Raw genomic sequence first — 13705 nt, forward strand, 5'->3', positions numbered from 1 at the left:
ATGGTATGTTCAAGCCGCAGTGGGCAAATTGTTCCGCCTGGGTGGAGATTTCAAGCCAGTAGCGGCTCCAGAGTGCTAAAGTCAAACTCAATATATGGCTCACCCGCCTCAATGCGCTCCCTGCGGCCGCGCATGAAGTTAGCAATCCAGCCGTCTCCGATGTTGTCTATATCAAAATCCCGATGAATGACGGCAAAGAGTTCGATTTCGCGAATCTTCATGAAGTGCGGAATCTCGCGCAGCCATTGCGGCGCCAGGGGCATTTCCTGCGCGTAGCCGCGCAGGAAGTGCGGCATGAATTGCGCCGTGAAGGCGGCTTTGCCCTGCTCCGTGCTGGCGATGTAAAACAGCACCATGGCGATGTCATTCACCAGCCAGTTGTAGCCACAATCATCAAAATCAAACAAGGTAATACGCCCTGAATCATCCACAAACAGGTTGCCGCCATGCGCATCCTGATGGGTGAGGCCATACGACTGGCTGTCCTTGGGCAGTGTGCGCACATAATCACACACGTCTCGATAAGCCTGCTTTATGGCCGTCTCGTTATCGGGCAGGAAGCTGTTGACGAACTCAAAGACTGGGTCATCCCACTCCGGGCGTTTGCGTTCACCAGCGTACTGGGTTGTGAGCGCATGCATGCGGCCAATCGTCTCGCCATAGGTTTCGTACAGGGCGGGCGTCCAGCGGCCGCGTGGTGGGCCGCCGGCTGCTTTGACGAAGGCCACGGCGAGAAAATCGCCGCCGTGCCCATCCGGGATAGGCTCCACCAGCTTGTTGTTGAGCGACTGGATGGCCTGCGCCGCCGATACGCCACCGGCCACCAGGTAGTTAATCCATTCGGTCTCGCCTTCAATCAGGGTCTGGTTGCGGCGGTGGCTGTGACCAATGCGCAGGATGTATTCTTTGCCATCCCGCGCAAACTCAAAGATAAAGCTTTCAAAACTATCCAGCACTTTGACATCGCCTGCTTCAACACCGTAGCGTTGGGCCGCCTCTTGCAAAATAGTGTCGTTAAAGCGGTCTTTGATGAACTGTTCCATGGAGACCTACTCCTGCGGCACCGCCGCGGCCGCGGCTTCAAGCTCGGCGGCGAAGGGTTGCAACGCTTCGGGCAACGATGCGTCAGCTTGGGCTGGCTCATCAAAGGCCTTGCCCTGCGCCAACTGCAGCGTAAGCTGGACCAGCGCCGGATAACGAGCCGTGTTCATGCGAATGAGGCTGCTATGCACGCCATGCAGCGCGGTGGGCATGTAGAGAAAGAGCAGGTTGGACACTGCCCACCAGAAGGGGTCGCCAAACGCCTGGTAGGCAATGCCATCACGGCGGCCCAGACGCATTTCAAGCGACGAGTCATCCGAAGGGTCATCGGCCAGATACACCACCTTGCCAATATCAGTGAAAGCAATGGCGGCAGCGCACATGGCGCAGGGGTTTTGGGTGGCCCATAGAGTGAGTGCGTTATGTTCGGTCTCGGTGGTGAGCAGCGCCAGCGCGTTCATCTCGGCGTGCGCCAAGCGGTTGTGCTGCAAGGGATACTGCTGACGCGTGGCCAGCTCGCCGGGGGCATCATAGCTATAGTTGCGCCCGCGGGCGACCACCTCGCCGGCGGCAGTGGTGATGGCAGCGCCACACGGCAGGCCGCCGGCAGCCAGGCCGAGCCATTGCTCGTGCAGGGCGGCCTGGGCGCCTGGCGGCAAAGCCGCCCAGCGTTCAGTGATGGAAATTGCCATAGGTAGACGAGATTATATGGGCAAAACAAAAGACCGCCCTTGCTGGGCGGTCTTTGAGTGTGCTGTAGTGAATTAGGCTACGGCCGGGCGGAACTTGTAACCGTAGATGAGCATACCGCGCTCATCGGTGGCGGAACGCAGCAGACGAGTGACCATCTCCACCGGCATGCCGATGGCAGGCGGCTGTTCGCCAAGGTCGGTCAATTGGGCGGTGACCAAGGGGCCTTCCTCGAGCTTGACCATGGCCAGGGTATACGGCGCCTGCTCGGCGTAGCCTTCGGGCGCGTCGTAGACGGTGGTGTAGGAGTAAACCTCACCCTTGCCGCTGAACTGGAAGAGGGTCTTGGCTTCCTCGCCGCATTCGGGGCAGATGTCACGCGGCGGGAACAGCTTGGCATCGCAGTGCGTACAGACCTCACCAGTGAGGGCGTAGCGTTGTTTCTTGAGTCTCCAATGGCGCGGGATATCCATCTTTTAGTCTCCTGTTGAGCTTAATGTAGCCGCACAAGACTCTCAGAACCTATCAAATTGCCTGCGCCGCCAGCGGGCTACAATCCCCTATAATCGGGCCGTTATGATCGTAAGCAAAGATAGCGAACTGCAAGGGCTGCGCGCCATCGGCAAGATCTGCGCCGCTACCCTGCAACACATGCTGGCGGCGGCCGAGCCGGGCATGACCACGCTGGAGCTGGATACGCTGGGCCGCGAATACCTGGAGCGCCAGGGTGCGCACTCGGCGCCGCAGGCGATGTACCAGTTCCCCGGGGCGACCTGTATCAGCGTTTCGCCAGTGATCGCCCACGGCATCCCCGGCGGGCACGTGTTGGCGGCGGGTGATCTGATCCATATTGATGTCTCAGCCGAAAAAGGTGGCTTCTACGCCGATACGGGTGCCTCACTCGCCATTGGCAAAGCCAGCCCTGAGGTGAGCGCTCTGCTGAAAGCTACGCAGGCCACGCTCAAAAAGACGCTGCTCGCCGCCAAGGCTGGCAATCGTCTCAATGAGCTCGGGCGCAGCATGCAGAGCGAGGCGCAGCGGCACGGGTTTAATACGATCGTTGAGTTGGCCAGCCACGGCATTGGCCGCAAACTGCACGAAGAGCCCACCGATGTGATCAATGTCTACAATCCCAACGATGCCCGCCGCATACAAGAGGGGCTGGTGCTGGCACTGGAGCCGTTCCTGACGCCGGGCAGCGGGCGCATCGCCGAGGAGCGCGATGGCTGGTCTTTGCGCACGCGTGATCGTGCCATCGCGGCCCAGTTTGAGCACACCATCGTGGTCACCAAGGGCAAGCCCATCATCCTGACCCAAGCCTGAGTAAAAAAGCCCGCTGCTATGCAGCGGGCTTTTTGTTGGGCGGATCTAAACCCCGATCCAACTGAGCAATAATAAAGATGCTTGAGAATTGCTTCGTCGGCGCTGCTACGCAGCGCACTCCTCGCAATGACTCACCGCGCACTAAACAGTTTTTAAGACGTGCGTCACGGCGGTGGATGCCGGGCCGCCCAGGCTCTGTACCAGGGCAGTCTTGGCGCCAGCGATCTGCGCCCCACCCGCCTGGCCGCGCAGTTGCAGCGCAGCCTCGGCCGCCTGGTAGGCGCCCGTGGCGCCGCCGGGGAAGCCGCGCGCTTTCAGGCCGCCCAGGGTGGTAATGGGCATCTCGCCAGTCAGCGAGATGGCGCCGTTCTGGGCCAGCTTCCAGCCTTCGCCGCGGGCAGCCAGGCCAGCAGCTTCCAGCGTGAGGGCACTATAGATGGAAAAGGCATCGAAGAGCTCGAAGAAATCAGCATCCTTAGGCAGAATGCCCGCCTGGGCGCAAGCACGTTCGATGGAGAGGCGTGCGGCGTTGAAGATGAGCGGATCGGGGCGGTCATGCAGCGCTAGCGTGTCAGTGACCGCGCTGGAGCCGGTGATCTCGACCAGAGGGTGCGAAAACTTGGGCGGCAACAGCTCACGGCGGGTGAGGATGAGCGCCGCAGCGCCATCCGCATTGGGAGCAACGTCAAACAGGTTGAGCGGCGCGCTGACCAGGCCCGCCTTGGCATACGTCTCGGGCTTGATGGCTTTGCGGAACATGGCATTGGGGTTATGCGCGCCGTTGGCATGCGCGGTAACCGCGAACCCAGCCAGCGCGTGCTCAGGCACTTTATGCTCGTAGACGTAGCGTTGCGCCAGCATGGCGGCTTGCGCGGTCAGGGTCATGCCCTGCTCCGCTTCGTAGTCCGTATCCGAGCTCATCGCCAGGGCGGCTTCGACCTCGGCGGGCACTTGCTCGCTGAGCTTCTCGACGCCCAGCACCATGGCGAAATCCACCATGCCGCTGGAGACGGCCATTGTGCCGGCGCGCAGCGCCATGGCGGCTGAGGCGCCGGCGGCTTCCACCGTGGCGGCTTCGATACCGGTCAGGCCGGCAAAATCAGCCAGCAAGGTGGCCAGCTGGGTCTGCTTGGAAAGCTGGCCAGCCAGCATGTTGCCCACGTACAGCGCCGTAGGGCGCAGGCCGTCAGCATCCTGCATGGCGGCCTCCATTGCGTGAAAGGCCAACTCACGCAGCGAAGTGTCCCAGTGTTCGTTGACGGGCGTCTGCCCGATACCTGCGATGATTACGTTCGTCATAAATTCCTTAGTCAAAAGCAGTCGGTTAGTCCATTAGTCGACTAGTTGACCAAGCAACTAGTCAACTATCGATTACTTCATCGCCAACTTGCCGCGCATGCGTACGTAAGCGGCATAGTCGATCTCGGTGCGGCGTTGGATGTACTGCTCAGTGGTGGGCGCTAACTGCGGCTTGCCCGCAATCTTGTCGGTCACGCGCAGCACCATCGCGTCTGAGCCGGCGCCAGAGCCGAAGGAAACCAGCATGATGCGGTCACCCGGCTTGGCAATATCCAGAATGGCGGTAAGGCCGATGATGGCCGCGCCGGAATAGGTGTTGCCGATGCGCGGCACGAGCAGGCCGGTTTGAATTTGCTCGGGCGTGAAGCCCAGCATCTGCCCGGCGCGCTGGGGGAACTTGGCGTTGGGCTGGTGGAACACGGCGAAGGTGTAATCCTCCGGCTTGGTGCCGGTGGCCTCGAACATGGCTTGGCCCGCGGTGGTGATGTGCTTGAAATAGGCCGGCTCACCAGTGAAACGCTGCCCATGCTCTGGGTACTTGGCGTACTGGCGACGCCAAAAATCGGGCGTGTCGGTGACGAAAGAGTAAGTGCACTCGATCTCGGCCACGGATTCTTCGGCCGGGCCAATGATGAAGGCGGCCCCACCCGCCCCGGCGGTGTATTCGAGGGCGTCGCCTGGGCGGCCCTGGGCGGTGTCCATGCCAATGGCCATGGCGTAGCGCGCCATGCGCGAGCCTACGAAGCCCATCGCCGCTACCATCGCCTCGGTGCCGGCTTTGCAGGCAAATTCCCAATCGGCCGCCTGGATGCTGGTGGAGGCGCCGATGGCCTCGGCCACTAGCGTGGAGCTGGGCTTGACGGCATAGGGGTGCGACTCAGAGCCCACCCAGATAGCACGCAGGTCTTTGACCGGCACCTGGGCACGCGCAACCGCGTTGCGCGCCGCTTCGATAGACATCGTGATGACGTCTTCATCCAACCCCGGCACGGATTTTTCAACGATAGGCAACCCCGCAGTGCCGTCCGTCCAGACGCGCGCTACTTCTTTGGCGGGCAGGCGGTAGCGCGGCACATAAGCACCATAACCTACGATGCCAACGGCATGTTCCGGCTTGAGCAGCCGGGCGGTTTCGTGTTCGTGGATATGCTCTGTCATTGCGACCATTCCTTCAATAGTTCTTCGGCGCGGTCTACGCGCACGGTCTTTTCTGCTACTAACTGAGCGGCCAGCTTCTCGACCATTTCGCCATGCGCCCCAGCGGCAATCGCCACCTGGCGGGCGTGCAGACCCATGTGACCGCGCTGGATGCCCTCGGTGGCGAGGGCGCGCAAGGCGGCCAGGTTCTGCGCCAAGCCAACGGCAGTGATGATCTCGGCAAGCTGCGCGGCGCTGGTCACGCCCATCAGCTTGAGGGCGGCCTGGGCGGTGGGGTGCACTTTGGTGGCCCCGCCGACGATACCGACTGCCATCGGCAGCTCCAGGCTGCCGACCAGATCACCCTCGGGCGATACGCCCCAGGTGCTAAGCGAGGTATAGCGGCCATCACGCGCCGCATAAGCATGCGCGCCCGCTTCCACGGCGCGCCAGTCATTGCCGGTGGCGATGACCACGGCGTCAATACCGTTCATGATGCCTTTGTTGTGCGTAGCGGCGCGGTACGGGTCGGCCGCGGCGAAGGCCCAGGCTTCCACGATGCCATCGCGTACCTGCTCGGTGCTGAAATCGCCAAAGGCGAGCTCACTGCGTTTGATGGTGCAAGCGGCGCGCGCCAGGCGGCGGTCGGCCAGGTTGCTGAGAATGCGCAGGTGCACGCGGCCGCCGCTGAGCGCTTCAATGCGCGGCGCGAGGCGCTCGCAGGCGGTGTTGATGGCATTGGCGCCCATCGCATCGCGCACATCGTAGATGAGGTGCAGCACCAGGAAGGGGCCAATGGGCGAATCGTCAATGCGGCGGATGACCAGCTCGCGCGGGCCGCCGCCCAGCTTGAGGAGGATCGGGTCGATCTGCGCCGCCTCGGCCAGCAGGTCGGGTGTGGAGGCCTGCAGGGCGGCGGCCGCCGCATCCAAATCGGCCACATCCAGCAGCTGCATCTGGCCGATCATGAGCGGCGCGTCTGTGCTGGCGGTGAAACCGCCAGCAGCGCGGGCCAGCTTGGCCATGAAGGATGCGCCGGCTACGACGGAAGGCTCTTCAACGGCCATCGGTACCAGCACCTCACGGCCGTTGACCATGAAGTTGAGCCCCAGCCCCAGCGGCAGGCTATGCACGCCGATGGCATTCTCCACCATGTGGTCAGCCGCCTCGGCGTGAATGCCGCCCTGTGCCAGGGCGCCGAGCTGCTCCTCGGAGAGGATGCCAAGCGCCCGCAGGCGCTGGTGGCGCTCTTCTATAGACAGGTCGTAAAAACCGGGAATGCGAGAGGTGTTTTCAATTGGCGAATTCATACACCCTAATTAATACGTAGGTCTACTTGCAAAAGCTATCAAGTAAAAAACAGGCCGAAAATTCGCTGCTCTGCAACAATCCTGCCTCAGGAGACAACGCATGAAATCCATCAACGGCTTTTCCCTTGTACTGGTAAGCGTGTGTGTTCTGTTATTGGCCGCCTGCGGAATGGCGCCCGGGGGCGGAGCGCCTACCCCCACCGCCCTGGCCGGCGGAACAGGCAGTGAGGCTGAAGCCGCCACCGGCAGCGAGGCCGGCAGCGAAGCTGAGGCTGGCGGCGCGGCGGGCAGCAGTGACGGGCTCACCGGCCTGAGCATCCCGCTGGTGGCGCCTGCCCCCAGCGGCGCGGTGCAAGCGGAGCCTGCAAACAATGCCGCCCACGGCTCTGCTGTGCTGGTGATCAACGGCGATCTGCCCATCACCCACACGGGTGGTGATTGCGACATGATTGGCGATGAAACCTACTTGACCATTCCTCCAGGGGCAATCCCGGGAGCCAGCTTGGTAATCTTCCCGGGCAGCGGCACGACTCGCCAGGGCACTCTGGTGTGGGCCACCAGCGGGCGACCACAGGACAATGCCGGCGTTTCGGCTGAGAACCCACTGATCATCACGCTAAACGAAGACGGTTTCTCTGGCAGTTTTGAGGGGCTGGCCTACCGCGTGGGTGGCACGGGTGGCGTGGCCACCGAGATCGCAGTGAGCGGCAACTTCACGTGCATTTCCCATTTGATGCGCGTGGGCGGCGCCCACCCGGTGGACCTTACTGGCGTGGAGTGCAGCGCCGACCCGTTCACGCTGCGCGTAGGCAATCCGGGCAGCGACGCGGCCCTGCTGATCGCCTAGGATGGCGCAACGGCGGGCTCTACGGTTGAAGGCGGCCTATCCTGGCGAGTTGGCGGAGTGAACTACACGACTAACTGGCTGGTCTTGCGCATCAACGCAGATGGCTTCTCAGGCTCCTACTTTGGTGAAGGCGTCGGCCCAGACGGCACGGCTTTCCCGGTAGATGGCGCGTTCAACTGCCTGGGTGGCTAGAAGGAAATTGAAGTCTAATAGGCATACACGCCACTATTGGGAGAGCGAAATGCATTTCACAAAGCTATTATCTAAAAACGGAGTGATTGCCATCCTGCTGGCGCTGCTGCTGGCAGGCTGCGGAGCTGGGAGCGTTGCGCCAACCGCCACCCCCACCTTGCCCAGCGGCGGCGGAAGTGAGGGCAGCGCAACCGGTGGAGAGACAGCCAGTGGCGGCGTGGATGCGGCCACTGGATTGGGCGCACCTGCGTTCGGCACGGCCCCCAGCGGGGTGGCTGCGCCGGCCAGCCGGCCCAGCGGTGCGGCGCCTAGCGAAGCCCTGGCGGAGAACACCGCCACCATTGCCATCTCCGGCGGGCTACCACTGACGGTGACTGGCGGGTCGTGCTCCACGCTGGAGGGCGAGACGTATATCAGCGCTCCGCCTGTCTTTGATGCGCCGCCTCCGTATGCCTCGCTGGTCATCTACGCGGCTTCAGACGAGGGCAACTTGCGCGGCGGCTATCTTGTATGGGCATCCAGCGATGCGGCAACGGACAGCGCGCTGGTATCAACCCAGGACTTGTTCGTGATCACGCTCAATGATGACCATTTTTCCGGTCGTTTCGACGGCACGGCCCATCGCGTGGTGGAAGGTGTGCCAGTGCAGGAAGTCATCGAAGTCCACGGAGTGTTCAATTGCATCGCAGGCTTGCTGCGCGTGTACGGCGAGCATCCGGTGGATATGACTGGCTCACAATGCGAAACTGTTCCACAGATCGTCATCAGCAGTGGGCGCAGCGGCGAGAATGCCGCTCTGTTCACTGTAGAACCTGGCGCATCGCCCGGCAGTGTGGCTCGGGGCGGCTTGAGCTGGCGCGTGGGCGGCGTGGAGTACGGCACCAACTGGCTCAACGTCACCATCAACCCAGACCAACTGTCGGGCTCCTACTATGGCGAAGGTCGCCGCCCGGATGGCAGCACTTTCCCGATCCAAGGCGCGTTCAACTGCCTGGGCATGTAAGCACACAACAGATAAAAAACGCTGGCCGAACGGCCAGCGTTTTTTATTTTGCCGTACGGCCCCGTATAATCAGCGCATGAGCGCCATCACCAGCCGCACGAACCCCAAAGTGAAACTTGCCCGCAGCCTGCATGAGCGCAAGGCGCGCCAGGAAAGCGGCTTGTTTTTGGTCGAGGGGGTGTTTCATATCGGCGCTGCGTTGGAGGCGAGCGCAGGACTGCAGTTGGCGCTGTATGCTCCCAGCCTGCTGCGCGGCGAGTTTGCCCAGGGGCTGCCACAGCGGCTGCAGCAGGTAGGGGTGGAAACGCTGGAGGCCAGCGCCGAAATTATGGCCAGCCTGAGCGAGAAGGACAACCCGCAGGGCATTCTGGCCGTAGCGCGGCAGCAGGCGGTGAGCCTTGCCAGCCTGCCCGTAGACGCGGCGGCCGTATACCTGGCCGCGGTGGCGCCGCAGGACCCAGGCAACCTGGGTAGCCTGTTGCGCACGCTCGACGCGGCTGGCGGCACCGGGTTGCTATTGCTTGACGGCGGCACCGACCCGTGGCATCCGCAGGCTGTGCGGGCCGGCATGGGGGCGCACTTTACCAAGCCTGTGGTGCAGGCGAGTTTTGCAGATCTTGTTGTATGGGCGGCCGCCGAGGGCGTTTTGATCTACGGCAGCTCGGCCAAAGCTGCGCAGGACTTCCGCCAGGCGGCCTACCAGCGCCCAGCAGCGCTGCTGCTGGGCAGCGAGCGCGAGGGGCTGAGCCCCGAGCAACTGGCGGCCTGCACGCAGGTGGTGAGCCTGCCGATGCGCGGGCGGGTGACCTCGCTCAACCTGTCAGTCGCTGCGGGGATTTGGCTGTATCACGTCCTGCGCTAACCGCGCTCAGGCTTTCGGGAATGTGAACGAGGCATAGTCTTTGCCCTGCTTCTTATACTGAGCAATCGCCTCGGCCACTTGCGGATTGGTACTCATGGCGTCTTCCAACCCTTTGGAATCCCAGGTAACGCGGCCAGCATAGAAAGACGCCTTCATGCCGTCTACGGCCACATTGCTGCGTGCCGAGACCACCGCGTCTTTGATCTTCTCTTCCAGCTCGGCGAGTGCCGCCTCGGCTTGCTCACCCTTGCCGGCAAACTCCGCTTCGATCTCTTCTACGCGCTGGCGCACTTCGGGCGGCATAGCCTCTTGCACGAGCTTGCGTTTATCTGCTTCCAAGTTTGCAGCTTGCGTCTTGAGCTCAAGGTACTGTGTCATCAGCGCGGCAATGTCTTGATTTTCCATACAGCCTCCTAGGGGTTGCCCCAAATACGATACGAGTCGGTCATGCACTTGCTAGTGTCATGCAGCCCATCCAGACATACCTGGTAGATCACCAGGTCCTGATTCTGACCCTGCACCGGCGGGATGTTGAGCAGCGTCTGCCCGTTGCCATCGGTGAGCGGGAAGATGTACTCCACCGTCTCACCGCTGGGCAGCGTGAGTGTGAGATAGGGCTGTAAGCCCTGCAACAGTTGGCCATTGGCGTGCAGGCTGGCGTAGATGGTCTGCCCTTCGGTGGAGGAGACTTGGGCACGCGCCTCCCACACCTCGATACGGATCTGGTCAAAGGCTTCTTGCACCAAGGGTGAGGGCTGCGCGTAGAAGCGCGTATTGTATTCGGCGCCCAGTGGCAGCACGTTGACCTGGCCGCCCTGGTATTGCAAGCAGGCGTTGACAAAGCACTGGCTGGCACCGCCGCTTACCGCTTGTAGCTCTTGGATAGGCACGCCGAAAAGCTCATAGCCGCCAGACTGGCGGATGTAGTCATCGAACAAGCTCAGCACGTTGTAGCCAAAGGCGCCATCGAGTGCATAGAAGACCACATTGGGATTATTGAGCTGGGTGGTGCGCGGCTCAGGCAGGATGCTGAGCAGCGCGGTAAGCGAGCGCGGCAGCACGGTCTGCGGCTGGCCGGTGGCGGTGTACAGCACTAAATTCTGGTAGATCACTTCGATGCTGCCATCGGCCAGTTGGTATGGCCCAGCCAGCCGCGGCCCGAGCACGGCCGGGTTAAGCGCAGCGGCCACGCTGGCGAAGGGCTCGCCGTAGGTCAGCTCCGTTTGCACAACGGCCGGGCCGCTGGCCGGCGCGGCGCAGCTCTGGCCGCACACCTGGCGGCCGTAGTCCATCAGCCGCGCTACGGGCTGGGGATCCTCCAAGTTCATGTAGAAGCCCAGGTTCTCGAAGTACTGCTCAACGCGCCCCTGCTCCTCGATGTAACGCATGCCGGTGAGCGGGCGGCCCACATAGCGCCCACCGCCCAGTTGCTGGTAGAGTTGCTCAAAGCCTGAGTAGATGATGTAGCCATCCACGAACAGCGCACCCTGCAGGTTGCCATCCGGCAGTGGCGCATCCCATTGGCCCAGCTGCTGGCCTAGCGGGGCGAGACTGACGCGTTCGCTGGCCGACAGAGCCGGGTCGTAGACCATCAGCCCGGCTTCGATGTACTGCTTCTGGATGTTGCCCTCAACGATGCCGGGCGAAAGGATGGCGCCCGCTTGCTGCGGCCCGCCAAGGAAGGCATAGAAATCTGCAAAGACCGGCTCAAGCGTGTACGGGCTGGGGGTGGTTTGTGCCACGGCGCGTGTGCCCGAGCAGGCTGCCAACAACAACCCCATAACAAGCCACAGATAAAAGAATACGCGCCGGTGCATTTTGAGAGAGTACAAATGATTTTAACATGCCGATACTTTTCGCCCTTTGCGAGCGCACGGGCGAAAGTAATATAATGAAACAAACCCCTACGTACAGGAGTGGCCCATGGCTCAAGCGCAATCTCAAACCGAAACACGCCCCATGACCGAGGAAGGCGATTTTCTGCCCATTCAAGGCATAGACCATATACATTTTTACGTAGGCAATGCCAAGCACGCCATGCACTACTGGTGGAAGGGCCTCGGCTTCAAGCCGGTGGCATATTCCGGCCTGGAAACTGGCAACCGTGACTTTGCCTCCTACGTTTTGGAGTCTGGCAAGATCCGCGTAGTGGTGTCGGCGGCCTATGGCCCCAGCCACGAGATTGCCGGCCACCAGCTGGCGCACGGCGACGGCGTGAAAGTGGTAGCGCTGCAAGTGGAAGATGTAGAGAAGGCCTACAAAGAGACCACCTCCCGTGGCGGTGTGAGCGCCTGGGCGCCGCGCGAGCAGAAGGACGAGTTTGGCATCCTGCGCACCTCAGCCATTCGCACCTACGGCGAAGTGCTGCATATGTTCGTCGACCGCAGCGAGTACAAAGGCCCCTATGCGCCCGGCTACCAGCCGCTGGAAAAAGAAGCCAATAACGCCGGCCTGGCTGCGGTGGACCATATTGTGGGCAACGTGCAGCTGGGCAAGATGAACTACTGGGTGAATTTCTATCACCGCGTGATGGGTTTCCGCCAGTTGCAGCACTTTGATGACCAGGACATCAGCACGGAGTATTCAGCTTTGATGTCTAAAGTGATGGAGAACGGCAACGGGCGCATTAAGCTGCCCATCAACGAGCCGGCAGATGGCAAGCGCCGCAGCCAGATCGAAGAATACTTGGACTACTACTACGGCCCGGGCGTGCAGCACCTGGCGCTGTCCACCGGCGACATCATCGAGACGATGACGCAGCTCAAAGAGAATGGCATTGAATTCCTGCGCGTGCCGGATGAGTACTACGCCCAGTTGCCGGAGCGCGTCGGTGACATCGTCAAGGAACCGCTGGACAAGATCAATGAACTCGGCATCCTGGTGGACCATGATGACGAAGGTTACCTGCTGCAAGTCTTCTCGCGCCCCATTCAGGACCGCCCCACTTCATTTATTGAGGTAATTCAGCGCCGCGGCAGCCGCGGCTTCGGCAAAGGCAACTTCAAGGCTCTGTTCGAAGCGCTGGAAGCGGAGCAAGACCGCCGCGGCAATCTGTAGGCCGATGCGTTACCTGACCTTTACTGCACCGAATGATGAGCGCCCCCGATTGGGGGCGCTCATTGCTGAAGACCGCGTGGTCTCGCTGGGGCGCGGCGACCTGCCGCAGGATATGCTGAGCTTCATTCGCTCTGGGGCGGATACCTGGGCGCTGGCGGCGCAGATTGCGCGTCAGACACAATCGGTGTGGCCGCTGAGCGAGGTGCGCCTGCTAGCGCCGCTGAGCAACCCACCCAGCATTCGTGATGCGTATGCCTTTGAGCAGCATGTGCGCACCGCCAACCAGAACCGCGGGCGCGAAGTGCCGGCGGAGTGGTACGAGTTCCCCGTCTTTTACTTCACCAACCCCACCACAGTGTTTGGGCCAGGCGATGAAATCCAAATCCCCAGCTATACGCAGGCGATGGACTATGAGCTGGAAGTGGCAGCCATCATCGGCAAGCCGGGGCGCGATATCGCCCCGGAGCAGGCCGTGGAGCACATCTTTGGCTTCACCATCATGAACGATTGGTCGGCCCGCGATATCCAGCGCAAGGAAATGAAGGTGGGGCTTGGCCCAGCCAAAGGCAAGGACTTTGCCACCAGCCTAGGCCCCGTGATCGTGACGCCAGACGAGCTGGCCGCACATGCCAGCGGGCGGCCGGGAGTGTACTCCCTGGCGATGAAGGCGCGCGTGAACGGCCAGCAACTCTCGCAGGGCAACTGGGGCGACATTCACTATTCCTTCGGCGAAATCGTGGCGCGCGCCTCGCAGGGGGTAACTCTACAGCCCGGCGATGTGATCGCCTCGGGCACAGTGGGCACCGGCTGCCTGCTGGAGCTGACCAAGGCCGAAGGCCCGTGGCTGAAGGCGGGCGATGTAGTGGAGCTGGAGGTGGAGGGGATGGGAGTGCTAGCAAATCGAGTGATCTAGCTAACAGCTATCAGCGGTCAGCTTTCAGCTT

Annotated in this window: 14 protein-coding genes; 6 read left to right on the forward strand and 8 right to left on the reverse strand. The window is 61.9% G+C overall.

Annotated features, from left to right (window positions below; genetic code table 11):
* Positions 1-50 precede the first annotated feature (50 nt).
* The 3 genes from KF821_04025 to KF821_04035 all read right to left on the reverse strand — a co-directional run bounded on the left by KF821_04025 (position 51) and on the right by KF821_04035 (position 2204).
* The gene (locus KF821_04025; protein MBX3004980.1) at positions 51-1043 is read right to left on the reverse strand and encodes a phosphotransferase; all 993 of its coding nucleotides are present in this window, start codon (positions 1041-1043) and stop codon (positions 51-53) included.
* Positions 1044-1049: 6 nt separating this feature from the next.
* Positions 1050-1733, reverse strand: a complete 684-nt coding sequence (locus KF821_04030) for a nucleoside deaminase (protein ID MBX3004981.1) — start codon at positions 1731-1733, stop codon at positions 1050-1052.
* Positions 1734-1805: 72 nt separating this feature from the next.
* Positions 1806-2204, reverse strand: a complete 399-nt coding sequence (locus tag KF821_04035; GenBank protein ID MBX3004982.1) for a Zn-ribbon domain-containing OB-fold protein — start codon at positions 2202-2204, stop codon at positions 1806-1808.
* Positions 2205-2307: 103 nt separating this feature from the next.
* Between KF821_04035 and map the strand changes: the two genes are divergently transcribed.
* On the forward strand, positions 2308-3054 hold the full coding sequence (gene map / locus KF821_04040) for a type I methionyl aminopeptidase (protein ID MBX3004983.1): 747 nt from the start codon (positions 2308-2310) through the stop codon (positions 3052-3054).
* A 141-nt stretch (positions 3055-3195) separates the two neighbouring features.
* Here the strand turns inward: map and KF821_04045 are convergent, their stop codons facing one another.
* From KF821_04045 to KF821_04055, 3 genes are all read right to left on the reverse strand, one after another.
* Entirely contained in the window at positions 3196-4353 is a 1158-nt protein-coding gene (locus tag KF821_04045) for a thiolase domain-containing protein (GenBank protein MBX3004984.1), read from the reverse strand.
* 72 nt (positions 4354-4425) lie between these two features.
* The gene (locus tag KF821_04050) at positions 4426-5511 is read right to left on the reverse strand and encodes a hydroxymethylglutaryl-CoA synthase (GenBank protein ID MBX3004985.1); all 1086 of its coding nucleotides are present in this window, start codon (positions 5509-5511) and stop codon (positions 4426-4428) included.
* Positions 5508-6800 (reverse strand): hydroxymethylglutaryl-CoA reductase, degradative, encoded by a 1293-nt coding sequence (locus KF821_04055; protein ID MBX3004986.1) that lies wholly within the window; start codon positions 6798-6800, stop codon positions 5508-5510. Before KF821_04055 ends, KF821_04050 begins: the two co-directional genes overlap by 4 nt.
* A gap of 100 nt (positions 6801-6900) precedes the next feature.
* Between KF821_04055 and KF821_04060 the strand changes: the two genes are divergently transcribed.
* The 3 genes from KF821_04060 to KF821_04070 all read left to right on the forward strand — a co-directional run bounded on the left by KF821_04060 (position 6901) and on the right by KF821_04070 (position 9704).
* Entirely contained in the window at positions 6901-7647 is a 747-nt protein-coding gene (locus KF821_04060; protein MBX3004987.1) for a hypothetical protein, read from the forward strand.
* A gap of 241 nt (positions 7648-7888) precedes the next feature.
* Entirely contained in the window at positions 7889-8842 is a 954-nt protein-coding gene (locus KF821_04065; protein MBX3004988.1) for a hypothetical protein, read from the forward strand.
* A 76-nt stretch (positions 8843-8918) separates the two neighbouring features.
* Complete coding sequence (locus KF821_04070; protein MBX3004989.1) at positions 8919-9704, forward strand: RNA methyltransferase; 786 nt, start codon at positions 8919-8921, stop codon at positions 9702-9704.
* 6 nt (positions 9705-9710) lie between these two features.
* Here the strand turns inward: KF821_04070 and KF821_04075 are convergent, their stop codons facing one another.
* Both KF821_04075 and KF821_04080 read right to left on the reverse strand, forming a co-directional pair.
* The gene (locus KF821_04075; protein MBX3004990.1) at positions 9711-10109 is read right to left on the reverse strand and encodes a hypothetical protein; all 399 of its coding nucleotides are present in this window, start codon (positions 10107-10109) and stop codon (positions 9711-9713) included.
* An 8-nt stretch (positions 10110-10117) separates the two neighbouring features.
* On the reverse strand, positions 10118-11521 hold the full coding sequence (locus KF821_04080) for a hypothetical protein (protein ID MBX3004991.1): 1404 nt from the start codon (positions 11519-11521) through the stop codon (positions 10118-10120).
* Positions 11522-11627: 106 nt separating this feature from the next.
* On the opposite strand from KF821_04080, the gene hppD reads away from it, so the two are divergent.
* Positions 11628-12761, forward strand: a complete 1134-nt coding sequence (gene hppD / locus KF821_04085) for a 4-hydroxyphenylpyruvate dioxygenase (GenBank protein MBX3004992.1) — start codon at positions 11628-11630, stop codon at positions 12759-12761.
* 4 nt (positions 12762-12765) lie between these two features.
* Positions 12766-13674: a fumarylacetoacetate hydrolase family protein gene (locus KF821_04090; GenBank protein ID MBX3004993.1), complete on the forward strand. Its 909-nt coding sequence runs from the start codon at positions 12766-12768 to the stop codon at positions 13672-13674.
* The last annotated feature ends 31 nt before the right edge of the window (positions 13675-13705 follow it).

The organism is Anaerolineales bacterium (assembly GCA_019637755.1).
GTDB lineage: Bacteria > Chloroflexota > Anaerolineae > Anaerolineales > UBA11579 > JAMCZK01.